Source organism: Ralstonia sp. 25C, from assembly GCF_051904805.1.
In the GTDB taxonomy this organism is placed as follows: Bacteria; Pseudomonadota; Gammaproteobacteria; order Burkholderiales; family Burkholderiaceae; genus Ralstonia.
In genome coordinates this window covers 2,722,760-2,740,942 of sequence record NZ_CP196737.1, presented here as the reverse complement: position 1 = coordinate 2,740,942, position 18,183 = coordinate 2,722,760, and the positions used below count along the sequence as shown (strand labels likewise).

The following is an 18,183-nucleotide window of genomic DNA, read 5'->3' as shown; positions in this document are numbered from 1 at the left end:
GTCAAAAAGAGAAACAGAAATCAGGAAGGTGTGCGGGCCGTCTGGCGCGCCATGGCAATGGCCGTGTCGATGGCCTCGATCAGGCTGCTGAACTCGGCGCGGCCCGTGCCCGCCAGATTCAGCGCGGTGCCGTGGTCAACCGAGGTGCGCACAAACGGCAGCCCAAGCGTGATATTCACACCACGGCCGAAGGTGCCGTACTTGAGCGGCGCCAGACCCTGATCGTGATACATCGCCAGCACGCAATCGGCCTCCGCCAGCAGGCGCGGCTGGAAGAGCGTATCGGCCGGATACGGGCCCCGCGCGTTGATGCCACGCTCCAGCGCACGGGCAATGGCCGGCTCGATCACTTCCATCTCTTCGCGGCCGAGGTGGCCCGACTCGCCGGCGTGCGGGTTCAACCCCGTCACGAAGATGCGTGGCGCGTTCACCGCAAAGCGCGCACGCAGTTCCTGCTGGAGGGTGTCGAGCGTCTCATCGAGCACCTCGGGCGTAATCGCGTCCGGCACGTCGCGCAACGGCAGATGCGTAGTTGCCAGCGCCACGCGCAGCATGGCGTTGTTGTGTGCAGGTTGTGGGCCGGCCAGCATCATCACCACGCGCGGCGTGCGGCTGCGCTCGGCCAAGTATTCAGTGTGACCGGTAAACGGCACGCCCGCGTCGTTGATGGTGCTCTTCTGCACAGGCGCGGTGACCATCGCGTCATAACGGTCGGCTGTGTCCAATAGGCAGCCGTCGATGGCGGCATCGAGCACATCCAGCACATAGCGCCCATTGGCGGCATCGAGCAACCCCGCGCGCACCGGCGCACCCAAGGGCCGATCGACGATGGTCAGCGCCGTCGACACAGCACGCCAGAAATCGCCCTGTCCGATCGCCTGGGCACGCTCCTGCAGCAAGGCGGCATTGCCGATCACGTGCCACTGCACGTCGGCATAGCGCGACGCCTGCCGCGCGAGGTGCAGCAAGGCTGCCACGGTGATGTCTGGACCGATGCCGGCGGGCTCGCCGGTGGTGATGGCAATGTTCAGCATGCGACGCTTGTCTACAAAGGAGTCGATGTCATTCTAGAAACACCACGGCCGCCCGCAGGCGGCCGTGTGCGATTGCGCAATGCCGTCGCTTACTGCTGACGGTTGACGCGGTATTCCACGTGGGCGCTGTCACGCAGCTCACGCAGCCAGTCTTCGTACGCCGCCTGCACCTTCTGCTCGCGGATCACCGAGCGCGCATAGTCGCGCTGGCGGTCCACCGGCACCTCGGCCTCGCGGCGGCCTTCCACCTGGATCAGGTGCACGCCAAACTGGCTCTGCACCGGCTGCGAGACATCGCCCGGCTTGAGCTGGTTCATCGCCTGCTCAAACTCCGGCACCAGCTGGCCGGGCGATACCCAGCCCAGCTCGCCGCCCGCGCTCGCCGAACCATCCTGCGAGTAGCGACGCGCCGCGTCACCAAAATCGTACCCGTGCACGATGCGATCACGCAGACCGGCCAGTTGGCGGCGTGCGTCGTCGGCCGACATGGTCGCGCCGGTCTTGATCAGGATGTGGCGCACCTGCGTCTGCTGTACCTTGGTGGCGATGGCCGTGCTCGGCGCGCGCTTTTCCAGCAGCTTGATCACGTGGTAGCCAGCCGGGCTTTCGATCACCTCGCTGCCGACCTGACCGGCCTTCATGTCGATCACCGCATTGGCAAACACGGCCGGCAGACGGCCGATGGGGCGCAGACCCAGTTCACCACCCTGCGAGGCATCCTGCGCCGCGGAATTCTCGCGCGCCAGCTTGGCAAAATCGGCGCCGCCCTGCGCTTGCTTGAGCAGCGCCTCGGCCTTGCTGCGGGCCGCAGCCTTTTGCTCGGCCGTCGCCCCCTCGGCCACTGGCACGAGGATCTGCGCGACGTTGTATTGCTGCTCGCCAGCAGCAGCGGCACCGCCGCCCTGCTGCGCGAGGAAGTTGTCGATCTCGCCGTCGTACACCTGGACCTTGGAGTCGACGTCGCGTTCGCGCAGACGCGCCATCAGGATTTCCTGGCGCAAGTCCTCGCGATACTTGTTGTAGGCCATGCCCGATTCCGCCAGCTTGCCCTTGAGCTGCGGCACCGTCAGATTGTTGCGCTGGGCCACGGTTTCCACGGCGCGGTCCACATCGGCGTCCGACACACGGATGCCGCTTTCCTTGGCGGTCTGCGCCTGCACGCGCTCCAGGATCAGTTGCTCCAGCACCTCGCCGAGCATATCGGCGCGCGGTGGCAGCGGGCGATTCTGTGCCTGGAAGGTGCGCTCCACTAGATCCGCCCGATTGAGCAGCTCGCGGCGGGTGATGACGTCGGTATTGACCACGGCCACCACTTCGTCAACGAGCTGGCTGCGCGGTGTGCCGCTCACCGTCGGCCCGGGTAGCGTGCCTTGCAGCAACGGCTGGCTGGGCGACGAAGTCGGGTTGGCGAAGATGCCGCGCACGGCACCCTTCTTGGCCGGTTGCGCCTGCTGCGCCAGGACGGCAGGCGACAGCATGGCGCCCGCCATCAGTGCCACCAGCATGCCGGCCGCGGTCGCCTTACGCATAGGCAGACGGCCCGAAGATGCCACGCGCGTGGCAGAAGCGGTCGATTGGAAAGCCATGATGTCGTTATTCATATTGATCCAGCACGGACGGCGTAATCGGCTGCGCGGACACCGGCTGATAGCCAGGCACGTTCAGACGAATCACGTCGATCGGATTGTTCCCCACCTTCGACAGGCCCTTGAACTCGATCTGGGCAAAGATGTGTGTCGTATAGCCCGAAACCGCGTTGCTGTAGCGCTGCACCGCCAGCCGGCCAACCCAACAGTCGGCGACATACTCGAGGCCAAGCAGCATGTCCGACGGCTTCTTCGCATCCATGTCGTAACCGATGCGGCCCAGGCCGTACAGGCGCCGCGTGATCGGCCACTGCGCCGAGATATCGGCCTGCTCCAGCGGCAGCTGACCGGTGTTGGCATCTTGCCGGTAGTAGCGGTAACCGAGGTTGATCACCTTGTTGGCTTCCGGCTTCCAGCTCAGCGCAACGGTCGAGCGCATGAGGCGGTCGATGTCCTGATTGTACTGAAGGTTCGTATCGAAAAAGATGCCGCGGAACATCTGGATCGTGGTCGCGCCCAGCAGGTCCGAATAGCGGCGCACCGATGTGGGCGCAGCACCAGCCAGCGTCACGCGCTGGCCTTCAAAGTCGATACGTTGTGCGATCGTGGCGCGCAACCGCTCAATGCCCGATTCCGCCTCGATGAAACGCGTGGTCACGCCGGCCGTCAGCTTGTTGTTGTCGGCAATACGGTCGTAACCGGTGTACGGGTTCTCGGTGAAGATCTGGCCGAGGTTGTAGTCCGACTGCGCGGTGTCAAACAGCGGAATCTGCGACTGGTCTCGGTATGGCGTGTACACGTAGAACAGGCGCGGCTCCAGTGTCTGGATGTAGCTCACGCCAAACAGCCTGGAGACCACCGATGCATCGCGCTCGAACGTCATGCCGGAATCGAGCGAGAACGTCGGCAGCGTGCGGTTAATCTGCGATTGCTGCGTGTCGCCGGCCGGGCGATCCAGTCGATAGGACGTGGCGTTCAGGATGAACTTCGGCGTGACAAACCAGCCGGGGCGGATGATCGGATAGCTGATCGTCGGCTGCATGAACAGGCGCTCGCCTTGGACGACGTTGTCCACCGGAATGGAGAAGCGCGTGTAGTCGGTCTGGAAATTGATGTCGAAGCCGCCGACGTCATACCGGTTGTACGTCAGATTCAGTTGCGGCTCACGTTCATACGGCGGCGACAGCGGCGTGGTGGCCGTCGACAGCGTCTGGAACTTCTGCACGCGTGCCAGCGCAACCCAGTCGCCGAACGAATACGTGACGCCGCCCTCTTGCACGTACTGGCGCTGCGTGGCCTGAACGATGCTGCGGCCGAGGTCGTCCGGATACGTGCTGTCGGAGACCTTGTTGTAGTTGACGTAGGCGTTCAGACCCGGCGCCAGGCGTTGAGTGTGCTGCACGGCGAACGACCAGCGGTTGCGGCCCGCCTCGCGGTCATCGGGGAGGAACTCACCGCGCAGGACACCGCCGTATGAGGCGCCGAGATAGCGGTATTCCGCGCCCAGTTGCAGGCCACGCGTGGTCAGCAGACGGGGGTACAGCGTCAGATCGCGGTTGGGTGCGATGTTGAAGTAGTACGGCAGCGTAACGTCTGCACCGCTGCGGCTGTTGTAGCCGAACACCGGCGGGAGGATACCGCTGCGCCGGTCGTCGTTGAGCGGGAAATCCATCATCGGCGTGGCAAACACCGGCACGCCCATGAAATGCAGCACGCCGTTTCGACCGGAGCCGACCTGACGGTCGCTGTCGATGTCGATGCGGCTCGCGCTGAAGTACCAGTCAACGCTGTCGGGCGAACACGTGGTGTACGTGCCGCGCGTGATGCGGCTGTTGTCCTTGTCGATGAAGTCGATGCGCTCGGCGGTGCCGTGGCCGCCCGTCGTGTGGAATTCGTAGGACGGCGTGCTCATGGTGCCTTCGTTGGCGGTGACCTTGAGCTTGGCGTCCGGCCCGGTGACCAGCGTGCCGCCCTTGAACAGCCGCACGTTGCCGGTGGCGGTGGCGACGTCGGTGTCCTGGTTGTAATCCAGCGTGTCGCCCTTGATGACGGTGCCATTGCGGCGCAGCTCGCCATGGCCGCGCAGATGGACATCTTCGTTGGTGCGGCCGTCCATGGTGTCAGCGGCGGCAAACGACGGGACCGTGTTGTCGGGGCGTTGGACCGGCTCGGCCATCTTGGGCACCAACGGGCTGCCGCCCGGCGTGGTGGGGCCGGAGGTGGCCAGCGCCGTCACGGACGAAGCTGGCGTCGCCACCGAAGCCGCCGGCTGGGCGATCCCTTGGCTTTGCGCGCTCGACGTTGCCGTCCAGACACCGGCCAGTGCAAACACCAGCGGGCGCAATGCCAGCGTGCTGCGGCGGTTGGGGCTCGCCTGCTCGGGCACGGTCACAGCAGGGCGCTGCCGGGGTTTCCTGGCTCGGTTCGGTTCGGTCATGCAGATCGGGAACTGGGCTGCGTGCGCACAGGCGCGCACGGGCACATCATCGTCGGTATTCCGCCGCCGGGCACGGCCCTGGCAGGGCTTGCGGGCACTCGCAGCGAAACTCGGTCGGGTATTATACGGGGCTTCCTTCCTGCTCCATTCCAGCGGTCCCTCAGCATGGCTTCCACCCCCGGCGCCACCGGCGCAAACGACGCGCGCCTCCAACCCCTGCGCGACTGGCTCGGCACATTGCCCGCCGCCCACGGCCTGCGCATCGATACCCTGCAACCGGCCTCGGCCGATGCCAGCTTCCGCCGCTATTTCCGCGTGGAAGGCGCTGTCAACGGCCAACCCGGCACGCTGATCGTCATGGACGCGCCGCCGCCCCAGGAGGACTGCCGCCCGTTCGTCCACGTGGCCGGCCTGCTGAACGGCGCTGGCGTGCACGCGCCGAAGGTGCTGGAACAGGATCTCGCGCAGGGTTTCCTGCTCCTCACCGACCTGGGCCCGCAAACCTACCTGCAATCGCTGCGCGAGCACAACTTCGATCTCGCCTACGCCAATACGCTGTTCCGCCCGGCCATCCATACGCTGGTGCGCTGGCAGCTGGCCTCGCGCGAGGGCGAGCTGCCGCCGTACGACGAAGCGCTGCTGCGCCGCGAACTGGCGCTGTTCCCGGATTGGTACATCGACTGCCACCTGCAGCGCCCGCTGGATGCCACGCAGCGCGAATCGCTCGACAAGGTGTTCAAGCTGCTGGTCGACAGCGCTCTGGCCCAGCCGCGCGTGTACGTGCATCGCGACTACATGCCGCGCAACCTGATGATCAACGCGGCTGACCCGTCGCAGCCCGGTGTGCTGGACTTCCAGGACGCCGTGTACGGCCCGATCACCTACGACGTGGCCTCGCTGCTGCGTGACGCCTTCCTGTCGTGGGAAGAAGAAGAGGAGCTCGACTGGGCGGTGCGCTACTGGGAAGCTGCGCGCAAAGCCGGCCTGCCGGTTGACGAGGACTTTGGCGAGTTCTACCGCGCGCTCGAATGGATGGGCGCGCAGCGTCACCTGAAGGTGGCCGGCATCTTCGCGCGCCTGTGCTACCGCGATGGCAAGACCGGCTACGTGGAAGACACCCCGCGCTTCATCGCGTACCTGCGCCGCGTGTGCAGCCGCTACAACGCGCTGGCGCCGCTGGCCCGCCTGCTCGATCAGCTCGAAGACCGCGCCCAGCAGGTCGGCTACACGTTCTGATGTCATCCCCCCGCGCGACTGAGTTCCGCGCCGGCGCGTTGGCGCTCGCCCCCATGCTGCTGGGCGTGGTGCCGTTTGGGCTGATCTACGGGGTGCTGGCCACGTCGGCGGGCATGCCCGCGTGGCTGGCCGTGGCGATGAGCGCCATCGTGTTCGGCGGCGCCTCGCAGATGATCCTGGTGCAACTGTGGGCCGGCGGCGCGCCCGCGCTGATCATTGCGGCCACGGTGTCGATGGTGAACCTGCGGCATGCGCTGTACTCCGCCAGCATCGCTCCGGCGCTGGCGCATCTGCCACGCCGCTGGAAATGGCTGATTGCCTATCTGCTGACAGACGAAGCGTTCGCCGCCATGAATCGGCGCGTGGTCACGGCGCAGCCCGGCAGCGAGGAAGCAGCGTACCGCCACTGGTACTTCCTGGGTGCCGGCGTGGCGTTGTGGACGAGCTGGCAGGCGTCGACCCTCATCGGTGTGGTGCTGGGCGCGCAGGTGCCGACCACGTGGCCGCTCGATTTCTTCCTGCCGCTCACGTTCATCGCCATCGTGGTGCCCTCGCTTCGCACGCGTGCGCAACTGGCGGCCGCATTGGCGGGTGCGGCGCTGGCCGTGGCGTGGACGGGCTGGCCGCACAAGCTTGGGCTGATGAGCGCGGCGTGCGTGGGTATCGCCATTGGGGCGATCGTCGAGCGCTTGCTGAGCAAACCCAAGAAGGAGGTGGCGGCATGAGCAGTAAGCAGGGGCCCCACGCAGTGGGGATGCGCACGACCGCGAATGCCGCCGGCTGCCGGCACTACCGCCTCACGCCGACTGCCACGCACAAGGAGGCAGCAGCATGAAGGCCTTGATCCTCCTGGGCGTGCTGCTGATTTCCGGCGCGGCAACGTATCTGATCCGCCTGTCGTTCATCGCGCTCGAAGGGCGCATGAATCTGCCAACGTGGTTCCGCAGCGCCCTGCCCTACGTGCCAGCGGCGATGCTGACCGCGCTCATTGCGCCCGACCTGCTGATGCGCGACAGCGCGCTAGCCGTGTCCACCGACAACCCGCGCCTGATCGCCGGCATCGTTGCCATCGTCATCGCACGGGTGACCAAGAGCGCGATGTGGACCATTGTCGGCGGCATGGCCGTCCTACTGATTCTGATGAAGGTGATGGCTTGAATTCGACGCTGCATTCCACAATGCGGGCGATGATCTTCGCCGCCGGGCGCGGTGACCGCATGCGCCCGCTGACCGACCACACACCCAAACCGCTGCTTAACGTGGGCGGCAAACCGCTCATCGTGTGGCAGATCGAACGCCTGGCCGCTGCCGGCGTGCGCGACATCGTCATCAACCATGCATGGCTCGGCGCACAGATCGAAGCCGCGTTGGGTGACGGCAGCACCTGGGGCGTGCGCCTCGCGTATTCGCCCGAAGGCGAAGCGCTGGAGACAGCGGGCGGCGTTGTCCAAGCGATGCCGCTGCTGCATGCCGGTGATGGCCATAGCGTGTTCATTGCCGTGAGCGGTGACGTGTTTTGCGATTACGACTACGCCGCGCTGCGCGAACGCGCACCGGCATTGGCTGCGCAGACCACGCCGGGCATGCATCTGGTGATGGTGCCCAATCCGCCGTACCACCTGCGCGGCGATTTCGCCCTGGACGACACGGGCGCGCTCCACGCCGACGGCACCGAGCGCCTCACGTTCGGCAACATCGGCCTGTACGACACCCGCCTGTTTGCCGGCATTGCGCCCGGCACGCGGATGGCCATGACGCCGCTGTACCACCAGGCGATTGCCGAGGGCCGCGCCACGGGCGAGCGCTTTGACGGCCGCTGGGAAAACGTCGGCACGCCAGCCCAACTGGCCGCACTCGACGCCGAAGTGCGCTCGCGCTGAGTCCCTGAGCCCTTTACAGCGTTACACCGTGACGCCGTTAGCCACCGCGGCGCTGAGCGATGCCGCCGTCATCGGGCGGCCCAGCAGATAGCCCTGCAGCGAATCACAGCCGAGCCGCGTCAGAAACGCCTGCTGCTCGGCGGTCTCGACACCCTCCGCCACGATGCGCAGGTTCAGCGTCTGCCCCAGCGCCACGATGGCCGAGACGATGGCCGCATCTTCCGTGTCATGCGCCAGGTCGCGCACGAAGCCTCGATCGATCTTCAGTTCGCTGGCGGGCAAGCGCTTGAGGTACAGCAGGCTGGAATAGCCCGTGCCGAAATCGTCGATCGAAATGCGCACGCCCATCGCATCCAGTTGCTGGAGGATGTGCAGACTCGCATCGGCATCGCGCATGGCGGTGGATTCCGTGATTTCCAGCACCAGGCTGTGCGGATCGAGCGCATGGCGGGCCAGCGCGTCGCGCACGGTGTCGATCAGCGCGGCGTGGCTGAACTGCAGCGCGGACAGATTCACGGCGACCGTCCACGTGGTGTGTCCCTCGCGGCGCCACTGCGCCATCTGGCGGCACGCTTCATCCAGCACCCAGGCGCCAAGCGACACAATCAGGCCGGTTTTTTCGGCCAGAGGGATGAACTCGTGGGCCGGCACCAGACCGCGCACCGGATGTTGCCAGCGCACCAGCGCCTCCACGCCGGTGATGGGGCCGTCGGGCGCGTGGAACTTCGGCTGGTAGTGCAGCACGAGTTCATTGCGCTCCAGCGCCAGGCGCAGGTCCTGCACAAGCTGCAACTGCTTGTGCACGTTGGCGTTCATCGAAGGCTCGAAGAAGCAGTAGGCGTTCCGGCCCAGGCCCTTGGCGTGGTACATGGCCGCGTCGGCATTGGTCAGCAGATCGTGCTGGTTGGCGCCATCGCCCGGATAGATCGCAATGCCAACGCTGGTGGACACACGCAACTCATGGCCGCCCGACATGAAGGGCTCGCGCACCACCTCCAGCAGCGCATCGGCCAGGCTGCCGGCGTCTTGCGGATCGTCCACCTGCGCGAGCACGACAAACTCATCCCCGCCGACACGCGCCACGGTGTCCTGCTGGCGAACACTGCTGACGATACGCTGCGCCACGTCGATCAACAGTAGATCGCCGACGTGGTGGCCATACACATCGTTCACGGCCTTGAAGCCGTCGAGGTCCATGAACATCACCGCGAAGCGACGCTTCTCGCGGTCTGCGGTGCGTATAGCCTGGTTCAGGCGATCGTCCAGCAGCAGGCGATTGGAGAGCTTGGTGAGGTTGTCGTGCAACGCCAGATAGGCGAGCTCTTCGTTCGCCTCGGCCAACGAGTTCGCCAGCACCGTGGTACGCGCCTCCATCCGCATGTCGAGCACGGAGATGATGAGCGCGATCGCCAGCACGGCCAGCGTGACGATAACGATCACCAGCGCCAGCCATTCGGCGCTCACGCCGGTGCGGGCCGCGCTGCACACACTGCCCAGTGGAAACGCAGCGGCTTCCATGCCCGTGTAGTGCATGCCGACAATGGCCACGCCCATCACCACGGCAGAGCCGGCGCGTAGCGCACGCACGCGATGCGACTGACGACGTAGGTGGAAGGCAATCCACAGCGCCGTCCCCGAGGCCAACACAGCAACCAGCACCGACAGCGCAAACATCGCGGGGTCGTAGTGGATACCCGGCGTCATGCGCAGCGCGGCCATGCCCGTGTAGTGCATGCCCGCCACGCCGGCGCCCATCAGCAGCGCGCCGCTCGCCAACCGTGGCCACGGCAGTTCGCGCTGACTGACCAGCCACAGCGCAAACGCCGACGCTGCAATCGCAATGGCCAGGGACGCCAGCGTGATGCCTACGTCATAGCCAAGCGGAATCGGCAGGCTGAAGGCCAGCATGCCGACAAAATGCATCGACCAGATACCCAACCCCATGGCCGATGCCCCGCCGACCAGCCACCACAGTGCGGCGCGGCCGCGTGCGGTACTCACCCGTCCCGCCATGTCCAGCGCGGTATACGCCGCCAAGATGGCCACGAATAGCGACAGGAGAACGAGAAGCGGGTTATAGCTGCTGGCGAGCATCGGGATTCCTTCTGAGCAGAGCGAGCCAATGCGGCCATTTCAATGCAGGCGGAGGTCGCAACATAAAGAAGCGACACAACGGTCTATCGACCGCGCCGGGCCGAGACTTTAGACGACTGGCCGCGACGTCACAATTTTCTTTGCAATTGAGATGCGCTCAGATGACCCCGCGCAGGCCCAGAGAGCTCCACGGGGCGGCGTTACAATCGACGCATCCTTTTTGCCGCTGGAAAACACGCCATGTCCGCCACCGAACTCGCTTTCCTCCAGACCTATCGCCAGCGCCGCGAGCGCGTCGCGCAATGGCTGCGCGCGGCAGGCGGTGGCGTCGCCATCGTGCCGACCGCACCCGAAGCGATGCGTAACCGCGACAGCGACTACCCCTATCGCCACGACAGCTACTTCTACTACCTGACCGGCTTTACCGAACCTGAAGCGGTGCTCGCCATCGTGGTGCCTGCGGGCAACGCACCGGCACGCAGCGTGCTGTTCTGCCGCCCCAAGCACGAAGAACGTGAGATCTGGGACGGCTTCCGCTTCGGCCCCGAAGGTGCCCGCGAAGCTTTCGGCCTGGATGAAGCGCATTCGGTGGAAGAGATTGACGCGGCGCTGCCCAAGCTGCTCGCCAACGCGGCCGCCGTGGCGTATCCGCTGGCCGAGAGCGGCACGTTCGACCGCCGCATGCGCCGCTGGCTCGGTGCCGTGCGCATGCAGGGCCGCGCGGGTGTGTCGTCGCCGCACCAGGCGCTGGATGTGCGCGCCATCCTCGACGAACTGCGCCTGTTCAAGGATGCGGGCGAGCTCGACATCATGCGCCGCGCCGCGCGCATCTCCGCCGGGGCACATGTGCGCGCCATGCAAACGTCGCGGGCCGGCCTGCGCGAATACCACCTCGAAGCGGAACTGCTGTACGAATTCCGCCGCCATGGCGCGCAGAGCGTCGCCTACAACTCCATCGTCGCCACCGGCCCGAACGCGTGCGTACTGCACTACCGCGCCGGCAACGCCGAACTGCGCGACGGCGACCTCTGCCTGATCGACGCCGGCTGCGAGCTGGACGGCTACGCGTCGGACATTACGCGCACCTTCCCCGTCAACGGCCGCTTCTCCGGGCCGCAGCGCGAGCTGTATGAACTCGTGGTCGCAGCGCAGGAAGCCGCCATCGCCGAAACGCGCCCCGGCGTGCCCTACAACGTGCCGCACGACGCCGCCACGCGCGTGCTGGCCCAAGGGATGCTCGACACCGGCTTGCTCGACGCCAACCAGGTCGGCACACTCGACGATGTGCTCGCCGGCGGCCAGTACCGCCAGTTCTACATGCACCGCACGGGCCACTGGCTCGGCATGGACGTGCATGACGTGGGCGAATACCGCACGCCGAATACGTCAGCGCCCGCTGAAGGCGAACGCCCGTGGCGCCCGCTGGAAGCCGGCATGGTGCTGACCGTCGAACCCGGCATCTACGTGCGCCCCGCGCCCGGCGTGCCCGAGCAGTACTGGCACATCGGCATCCGCATTGAAGACGACGCCATCGTCACGCCCGAAGGCTGCGAGATCATCACGCGCGACGTGCCCGTCGCCGTGGACGAAATCGAAGCGGTGATGCGAGGCCAGCAATGACGGACATGACTACCACAGGTGTCACGCAGGCGGACTTCGACGTCGCCATCGTCGGCGCGGGGCCGGTGGGGCTGGCGCTGGCCAACTGGCTGCTGCGCGATACCGACTGGCGCATCGCCCTGTTCGACGCACGCGATGCCGAAGCTGCCGCGCATGACCCGCGCGCGCTGGCGCTGTCGCACGGCTCGCGTGTGCTGCTGCAGGAGATTAGCGGTTGGCCCACGCGCGCCACGCCCATCACGCATATCCATGTCTCGCAGCGCGGCCACTTCGGGCAGGCGCATATCCGCCGCGAGGACTACGACGTGCCCGCGCTCGGCCATGTCGTGCAATACGGCGACCTGAGCGCCGCGCTCAACGCCGCGCTGGCCACGCAGATGCAGCGTCACCCGAACCGCCTCACCCGCTACGACCACACGCCGGTCGAACGTGTGGAGCAGCTACCACGCGCCGACGGCACCATCGCCCCGGCACGCGTGCGGGCGCTCCAAGGTGAGCGACATGAGGGCCGTCACCCGCTGGCCATCGAAACCGAAGTCGTCATCCAGGCCGAAGGCGGCCTGTTCGACGACGCGCGCAAGCAGGCCGGCAGCCTCGCCCACGCGCGCCGCCGCGACTACGGCCAGACCGCCATCGTCGCGCACGTGCGCTGCAGCGCGCCGCTCGACGGCTGGGCGTGGGAGCGCTTCACGCCCGAAGGCCCGCTCGCGCTGCTGCCGCAAGACGACGCGCAAGGCCCAGGCTACGCGCTGGTCTGGTGCTGCTCGCCCGAGGAAGCGCGGCGCCGCGCCGCACTGCCCGACGACATCTTCCTCGCCGAACTGAGCGCCGCGTTTGGCGACCGCATGGGCCGCTTCACGCATGCCAGCCCGCGCCACGCGTTCGCGCTCGGGCTGCATGCGCAGCGCATTCCGGTGGACCGCCGTGTCGCGGCCATCGGCAATGCCGCACAGACGATTCACCCTGTCGCCGGCCAAGGCTTCAACCTCGGCCTGCGCGATGCGTTTGAGATGGCCCGCGCGCTGCGTGATGGTGCAACGCCTGCCACCCTCGCCCGCTTCGCCCGCGAACGCGCGTTCGACCGCGCCGTCACCATCGGCCTGACCGACCTGCTGCCGCGCGCGTTTGCCGTGCCCGGCCGCACGTTCGGCCACCTGCGCGGCGCAGCGCTTACGCTGCTGGAATGCCTGCCGCCGCTCAAGCACGGGCTGGCGCGGCAGATGATGTTCGGGCAGCGGGGCTAGGGCATGCAGATCACGGTGGTGGGTGCTGGGATTGTCGGTACGGCATGCGCACTCCACCTCCAGCGCGATGGCCATCAGGTCACCCTGCTCGACCAGGCTGGCATCGGTGAAGGCTGCTCGTTTGGCAACGCCGGCTGCCTGAGCGTGGCGTCGGTCGTGCCGATGGCGCTGCCAGGCATGCTGAAGCAGGTTCCCAAGTGGCTGGCCGACCCGATGGGACCACTCACCGTGCGCTGGCCTTACCTGCCCCGCGCGCTGCCGTGGCTGTTGCAATGGGTGCTCGCCGGCAATGAAGCGCAGGCCCGCGCGACCGCGAAGCCGCTGGCGAACCTCTTTGGCGCGACCTTCGCCGGCTACCGCAGCCTGCTCGATGCCGCGCAATACGACAGCCTGATCCGCCAGACGGGCCACCTGTATGTCTGGCGCACGCTGACGCGCTCATCGGGCGATGTGCTGGCGCAATCCATCCGGGACGCCACCGGCGTGCGCTCGCAAGCCCTGAATGCCGGTGAGGCACGCGAGCTCGAGCCCGCGCTGGCCACTGACATCCAATCCGGTCTGCTGCTCCCAGACAACGGTTTCACAGTCAACCCGGAGCGACTGGTCAAGACCCTGGCGGACAACTTTCTGGCGGCGGGCGGCACGTTCCTACGGCGCAAGGTGCTGGATGTCGAATTCGGCCGCAGTGACGCCGGCGGCCCGACGCGCCTGCACACCGATTGCGGCACGCTGCCCGTCTCCAAGCTCGTGCTGTGCGCGGGTGCGTGGTCGAAGCGGCTGGGTGCGAAGCTCACCGGCATCCGCATCCCGCTCGATACCGAGCGCGGCTATCACGCCACGCTGCACACGCCGACCGTGCAGCCTTCACGGCCGATCATGGATTGCGAACGCAAGTTCATCGCCACGCCCATGGAATTCGGCCTGCGTATTGCCGGGACCGTGGAAATCGGTGGCTTGGATGCCTCGCCCGACTACCGCCGCGCGCGCATCCTCATGCAACAAGGTCAGCAACTCTTCCCCGGCCTCACCTTTGCGGACGACAGCCAGTGGATGGGCCATCGGCCGTCGATTCCCGATAGCCTGCCCGTGATCGACCGCTCGGAGCGCTACCGCAACGTGTTCTTCGCGTTCGGACACGGCCACTTGGGCATGACGGGCGCCCCCGGCACGGCGCGATTGATTGCCGATCTGGTCAGCGAGCGCACGCCCTTCATCGACGCCCGCCCCTACGGCCTGCAGCGCTTCCGGTAACACCAGCCACGGCAAATACCCGCCCGCCGACCGCACTGCCGCATAGTTTGTGCACAACATTTAGGCAATCCGGCGGTTTGGCGGTAAAATCCCGTCCTCGCATTTTTCACTCCCCGTCGCTCCGCCACTCTGTTGTCAGATTTGGGCGGAAGGGGTGTTTTTTCGTTTCTTCCAGCCGCTTCTTCTACGCCAGCCTTGCAGATCGGACCGCATACCCTCCGCAACAACCTGTTCGTCGCCCCCATGGCGGGTGTGACGGACCGCCCGTTCCGCCAGTTGTGCAAGCGGCTGGGCGCGGGCTATGCGGTGTCGGAGATGGTCGCGTCCAACGCGCAACTCTGGAAAAGCGAGAAGACCATGCGGCGTGCCAATCACGAAGGCGAGGTCGAGCCGATCTCCGTGCAGATCGCCGGTGCCGAGCCGATGATGATGGCCGAGGCCGCGCGCTACAACGTCGATCGTGGCGCGCAGATCATCGACATCAACATGGGCTGCCCGGCCAAGAAGGTGTGCAACGTGGCCGCCGGGTCCGCCCTGCTGCAGAACGAGCCGCTGGTCCAGCGCATCGTCGAGGCGGTGGTGGGTGCGGTGGGCGACCGCGTGCCGGTCACGCTCAAGATCCGCACCGGCTGGGACCGCGAACACCGCAATGCATTGCGCGTGGCACACATCGCGCAGGACGCGGGCATCAGCATGCTGACTGTGCATGGCCGCACGCGTGCGGACCTGTACCACGGTGATGCGGAGTACGACACCATCGCAGCGGTCAAGGCGTCGGTGCGCATTCCGGTGGTGGCCAACGGCGATATCACCACGCCGGCCAAGGCTAAACATGTACTGGCCGTGACCGGTGCGGATGCAATCATGATCGGCCGCGCGGCGCAGGGGCGCCCGTGGCTGTTCCGCGAGATCGAACACTTTCTGAACACCGGCACGCTGCTGCCGGCGCCGGAAGTGGAAGAGATTCGCGGGATCATGAATGCGCACCTGGAAGAGCACTACGCGTTCTATGGCGAATTCACCGGCGTGCGCACTGCACGCAAGCACATCGCTTGGTACACGCGCGGGTTGGCGGGGGCCAACCTGTTCCGCCACCGCATGAACACCATCGAAGACACGGCCGAGCAGTTGGCGGCCGTCAATGCGTTCTTCGACGAGCAGCGTGCGCTGTCCGACCGCCTGGTCTATGAAGATCAGGCCAGCGGTGGCGACCACCCCACGACGGGCAACAACGACAACAACAAGGAACTGCTTGCCGCATGAGCCGCAACCCGATCGAACGCTGCATCCGCGACAGCCTGGATACGTATTACCGCGACCTGGATGGCGAGAACCCGTCCAACGTCTATGACATGGTGCTGCAGGCCGTCGAACGGCCGCTGCTGGAAACCGTGATGGCATGGGCGTCCAACAACCAGTCGCAGGCTGCCGATTACCTGGGCATCAACCGCAACACGCTGCGCAAGAAGTTGCAGCAGCACGGGTTGCTCTGAGCCCACCGACCGATTTCTCCTTCTGACGGCGCCCAGGGGTATCAACCCAGCGCCACATCCGCTCACCGGCCCACCGGTATTTCCACCATGATCCAGCAAGCCCTGCTTTCCGTTTCCGACAAGACCGGCATCGTCGACTTTGCCCGTGCCCTGCACGAGCGTGGCGTCAAGCTCCTCTCCACCGGCGGCACCGCCAAGCTGCTCGCCGAATCGGGCCTGCCCGTGACGGAAGTAGCCGACTACACGGGCTTTCCGGAAATGCTCGACGGCCGCGTCAAGACGCTGCACCCGAAGGTGCACGGCGGCATCCTGGCCCGCCGTGATCTGCCCGAGCACATGGCCGCGCTGGCTGAACACAGCATCCCGACCATCGACCTGCTGGTGGTGAACCTGTACCCGTTCCAACAGACGGTGGCCAAGGACGAATGCACGCTGGCCGACGCCATCGAGAACATCGACATCGGCGGCCCGACCATGCTGCGCTCGGCGGCCAAGAACCATCGTGATGTCACGGTCATCGTTGATCCGGCCGACTACGCCACCGTGCTGGCCGAAATGCAGGCCAACAACAACACCGTCGGCTACGAAACCAACTTCATGCTGGCCAAGAAGGTGTTCGCGCACACCGCGCAGTACGACGGCGCCATCACCAACTACCTGACCAGCCTGGGCGCCGACAAGTCGCACAGCACGCGCAGCGCGTATCCGCAGACGCTGAACCTGGCCTTCGACAAGGTGCAGGAAATGCGCTACGGCGAGAACCCGCACCAGTCCGCCGCCTTCTACCGTGACCTGAAGGCGGTCGATGGCGCGCTCGCCAACTACAAGCAACTGCAGGGCAAGGAGCTGTCGTACAACAACATCGCCGACGCCGATGCCGCGTGGGAATGCGTGAAGTCGTTCGACCCGGCCAAGGGCGCGGCGTGCGTCATCATCAAGCACGCCAACCCGTGCGGCGTGGCCATCGGCGGCACCGCGCAGGAAGCGTATGAGAAGGCCTTCAAGACCGATTCGACCTCGGCCTTCGGCGGCATCATCGCCTTCAACGTGCCGCTGGATGAAGCTGCTGCACACATCGTCGCCAAGCAGTTCGTGGAAGTGCTGATCGCCCCGGGCTTTTCGGAAGGCGCACGTGCCGTGTTCGCGGCCAAGCAGAACGTCCGCGTGCTGGAGATTCCGCTGGGCAAGGGCGTGAACGCGTATGACTTCAAGCGCGTCGGCGGCGGCCTGCTGGTGCAGAGCCCGGATGCCAAGAACGTACAGCCGAGCGAGCTGCGCGTGGTCACCAAGCGCCACCCGACCCCGAAGGAAATGGACGACCTGATGTTCGCCTGGCGCGTCGCCAAGTTCGTCAAGTCGAACGCCATCGTGTTCTGCGGCGGCGGCATGACGCTCGGCGTGGGCGCCGGCCAGATGAGCCGTGTGGACTCGGCCCGCATCGCCAGCATCAAGGCGCAGAACGCAGGCCTCACGCTGTCGGGTTCGGCCGTGGCGTCGGATGCGTTCTTCCCGTTCCGCGACGGTCTGGACGTGGTGGTCGATGCCGGCGCGTCGTGCGTGATCCAGCCGGGCGGCTCGGTGCGCGACGATGAAGTGATCGCCGCCGCTGACGAGCGCAACGTGGCGATGATCTTCACGGGCACGCGTCACTTCCGTCACTAAGCAAATACGGTCGTTCGACCGATCAACGGGGCAAGGCGTAAACTGGCGCCTTGCCCCGTTTTTCTTTGGCTCTTCACTCACGCTTACTTTTTCATAGGCATGCGCATCCTCGGCATCGACCCCGGCCTTCGCACCACAGGTTTTGGCGTGCTCGAACGGCACGGCCACAAGCTCGTCTACGTGGCCTCGGGCACGATCAAGAGCAACGGCAATGCCGATTTGCCCAGCCGACTGAAGACGCTGTACGACGGCGTCTCCGAGCTGGTGAGCACGTACCGGCCCGACTGCGCCTCCATCGAAAAGGTGTTCGTCAACGTCAACCCGCAGTCGACGCTGCTGCTAGGCCAGGCGCGCGGCGCGGTGATCTGCGGACTGATGAGCGGCCACCTGCCGGTGTTCGAATACACCGCGCTGCAGCTCAAGCAGGCGGTGGTCGGCTACGGCCGCGCCAACAAGGACCAGGTGCAGGAAATGGTCGTGCGCCTGCTCAACCTCGAAGGCAAACCCGGCTCGGATGCGTCCGACGCGCTGGGTGTGGCGATCTGCCATGCGCATGGCGGCGAGACGCTGGCCGCCATGGCTGGGCTGGCGCCACAGCTTGCGCAAAAGGGCTTGCGCGTGCGGCGTGGGCGCCTCGTCGGCTGAC

At 66.2% G+C, this 18,183-nt stretch carries 15 protein-coding genes; 11 read left to right on the top strand and 4 right to left on the bottom strand.

The features are described 5' to 3' along the window. Positions 1-20: 20 nt before the first annotated feature. The 3 genes from pdxA to ACS7SF_RS12865 all read right to left on the bottom strand — a co-directional run bounded on the left by pdxA (position 21) and on the right by ACS7SF_RS12865 (position 5,057). Positions 21-1,034, bottom strand: a complete 1,014-nt coding sequence (pdxA, locus tag ACS7SF_RS12875) for a 4-hydroxythreonine-4-phosphate dehydrogenase PdxA (RefSeq protein WP_439890143.1) — start codon at positions 1,032-1,034, stop codon at positions 21-23. Positions 1,035-1,123: 89 nt separating this feature from the next. Then, entirely contained in the window at positions 1,124-2,620 is a 1,497-nt protein-coding gene (locus tag ACS7SF_RS12870; protein WP_439890142.1) for a peptidylprolyl isomerase, read from the bottom strand. A 7-nt stretch (positions 2,621-2,627) separates the two neighbouring features. After that, positions 2,628-5,057: an LPS-assembly protein LptD gene (locus ACS7SF_RS12865; RefSeq protein ID WP_439890141.1), complete on the bottom strand. Its 2,430-nt coding sequence runs from the start codon at positions 5,055-5,057 to the stop codon at positions 2,628-2,630. 165 nt (positions 5,058-5,222) lie between these two features. On the opposite strand from ACS7SF_RS12865, the gene ACS7SF_RS12860 reads away from it, so the two are divergent. The 4 genes from ACS7SF_RS12860 (at position 5,223) to murU (ending at position 8,173) form a co-directional block, all read left to right on the top strand. Beyond that, the gene (locus ACS7SF_RS12860) at positions 5,223-6,293 is read left to right on the top strand and encodes an aminoglycoside phosphotransferase family protein (RefSeq protein ID WP_439890140.1); all 1,071 of its coding nucleotides are present in this window, start codon (positions 5,223-5,225) and stop codon (positions 6,291-6,293) included. Next, positions 6,293-7,018 (top strand): AzlC family ABC transporter permease, encoded by a 726-nt coding sequence (locus ACS7SF_RS12855; RefSeq protein WP_439890139.1) that lies wholly within the window; start codon positions 6,293-6,295, stop codon positions 7,016-7,018. Before ACS7SF_RS12860 ends, ACS7SF_RS12855 begins: the two co-directional genes overlap by 1 nt. 106 nt (positions 7,019-7,124) lie before the next feature. Continuing rightward, positions 7,125-7,451, top strand: coding sequence for an AzlD domain-containing protein (locus ACS7SF_RS12850; protein WP_439890138.1), 327 nt, complete (start codon positions 7,125-7,127; stop codon positions 7,449-7,451). A gap of 20 nt (positions 7,452-7,471) precedes the next feature. Further along, positions 7,472-8,173 carry an N-acetylmuramate alpha-1-phosphate uridylyltransferase MurU gene (gene murU, locus ACS7SF_RS12845; RefSeq protein ID WP_439892751.1) on the top strand — a complete coding sequence of 234 codons (702 nt, stop codon included), beginning with the start codon at positions 7,472-7,474 and terminating at the stop codon, positions 8,171-8,173. Positions 8,174-8,194: 21 nt separating this feature from the next. Here the strand turns inward: murU and ACS7SF_RS12840 are convergent, their stop codons facing one another. Further along, positions 8,195-10,267 carry a putative bifunctional diguanylate cyclase/phosphodiesterase gene (locus ACS7SF_RS12840; RefSeq protein ID WP_439890137.1) on the bottom strand — a complete coding sequence of 691 codons (2,073 nt, stop codon included), beginning with the start codon at positions 10,265-10,267 and terminating at the stop codon, positions 8,195-8,197. A 240-nt stretch (positions 10,268-10,507) separates the two neighbouring features. On the opposite strand from ACS7SF_RS12840, the gene ACS7SF_RS12835 reads away from it, so the two are divergent. The 7 genes from ACS7SF_RS12835 (at position 10,508) to ruvC (ending at position 18,182) form a co-directional block, all read left to right on the top strand. Then, entirely contained in the window at positions 10,508-11,887 is a 1,380-nt protein-coding gene (locus ACS7SF_RS12835; protein ID WP_439890136.1) for an aminopeptidase P N-terminal domain-containing protein, read from the top strand. Positions 11,888-11,892: 5 nt separating this feature from the next. Further along, a complete protein-coding gene (locus tag ACS7SF_RS12830) occupies positions 11,893-13,131 on the top strand; it encodes a UbiH/UbiF/VisC/COQ6 family ubiquinone biosynthesis hydroxylase (protein WP_439890135.1) in 1,239 nt (412 codons plus the stop codon). Positions 13,132-13,134: 3 nt separating this feature from the next. Beyond that, the gene (locus ACS7SF_RS12825; RefSeq protein ID WP_439890134.1) at positions 13,135-14,382 is read left to right on the top strand and encodes an NAD(P)/FAD-dependent oxidoreductase; all 1,248 of its coding nucleotides are present in this window, start codon (positions 13,135-13,137) and stop codon (positions 14,380-14,382) included. Positions 14,383-14,577: 195 nt separating this feature from the next. Beyond that, positions 14,578-15,645 (top strand): tRNA dihydrouridine synthase DusB, encoded by a 1,068-nt coding sequence (dusB, locus tag ACS7SF_RS12820; RefSeq protein ID WP_439890133.1) that lies wholly within the window; start codon positions 14,578-14,580, stop codon positions 15,643-15,645. Beyond that, the gene (locus tag ACS7SF_RS12815; protein ID WP_048934022.1) at positions 15,642-15,875 is read left to right on the top strand and encodes a Fis family transcriptional regulator; all 234 of its coding nucleotides are present in this window, start codon (positions 15,642-15,644) and stop codon (positions 15,873-15,875) included. Before dusB ends, ACS7SF_RS12815 begins: the two co-directional genes overlap by 4 nt. An 87-nt stretch (positions 15,876-15,962) precedes the next feature. Further along, complete coding sequence (gene purH / locus ACS7SF_RS12810) at positions 15,963-17,537, top strand: bifunctional phosphoribosylaminoimidazolecarboxamide formyltransferase/IMP cyclohydrolase (RefSeq protein WP_439890132.1); 1,575 nt, start codon at positions 15,963-15,965, stop codon at positions 17,535-17,537. A gap of 99 nt (positions 17,538-17,636) precedes the next feature. Continuing rightward, positions 17,637-18,182 (top strand): crossover junction endodeoxyribonuclease RuvC, encoded by a 546-nt coding sequence (ruvC, locus tag ACS7SF_RS12805; protein ID WP_048934020.1) that lies wholly within the window; start codon positions 17,637-17,639, stop codon positions 18,180-18,182. Position 18,183 lies beyond the last annotated feature (1 nt).

Bases quoted from the DNA above. Each gene is read 5' to 3' on its own strand.
- pdxA (WP_439890143.1), bottom strand. From the start codon at position 1,034: ATGCTGAACATTGCCATCACCACCGGCGAGCCCGCCGGCATCGGTCCA.
- ACS7SF_RS12870 (WP_439890142.1), bottom strand. From the start codon at position 2,620: ATGGCTTTCCAATCGACCGCTTCTGCCACGCGCGTGGCATCTTCGGGC.
- ACS7SF_RS12865 (WP_439890141.1), bottom strand. From the start codon at position 5,057: ATGACCGAACCGAACCGAGCCAGGAAACCCCGGCAGCGCCCTGCTGTG.
- ACS7SF_RS12860 (WP_439890140.1), top strand. From the start codon at position 5,223: ATGGCTTCCACCCCCGGCGCCACCGGCGCAAACGACGCGCGCCTCCAA.
- ACS7SF_RS12855 (WP_439890139.1), top strand. From the start codon at position 6,293: ATGTCATCCCCCCGCGCGACTGAGTTCCGCGCCGGCGCGTTGGCGCTC.
- ACS7SF_RS12850 (WP_439890138.1), top strand. From the start codon at position 7,125: ATGAAGGCCTTGATCCTCCTGGGCGTGCTGCTGATTTCCGGCGCGGCA.
- murU (WP_439892751.1), top strand. From the start codon at position 7,472: ATGCGGGCGATGATCTTCGCCGCCGGGCGCGGTGACCGCATGCGCCCG.
- ACS7SF_RS12840 (WP_439890137.1), bottom strand. From the start codon at position 10,267: ATGCTCGCCAGCAGCTATAACCCGCTTCTCGTTCTCCTGTCGCTATTC.
- ACS7SF_RS12835 (WP_439890136.1), top strand. From the start codon at position 10,508: ATGTCCGCCACCGAACTCGCTTTCCTCCAGACCTATCGCCAGCGCCGC.
- ACS7SF_RS12830 (WP_439890135.1), top strand. From the start codon at position 11,893: ATGACTACCACAGGTGTCACGCAGGCGGACTTCGACGTCGCCATCGTC.
- ACS7SF_RS12825 (WP_439890134.1), top strand. From the start codon at position 13,135: ATGCAGATCACGGTGGTGGGTGCTGGGATTGTCGGTACGGCATGCGCA.
- ACS7SF_RS12815 (WP_048934022.1), top strand. From the start codon at position 15,642: ATGAGCCGCAACCCGATCGAACGCTGCATCCGCGACAGCCTGGATACG.
- purH (WP_439890132.1), top strand. From the start codon at position 15,963: ATGATCCAGCAAGCCCTGCTTTCCGTTTCCGACAAGACCGGCATCGTC.
- ruvC (WP_048934020.1), top strand. From the start codon at position 17,637: ATGCGCATCCTCGGCATCGACCCCGGCCTTCGCACCACAGGTTTTGGC.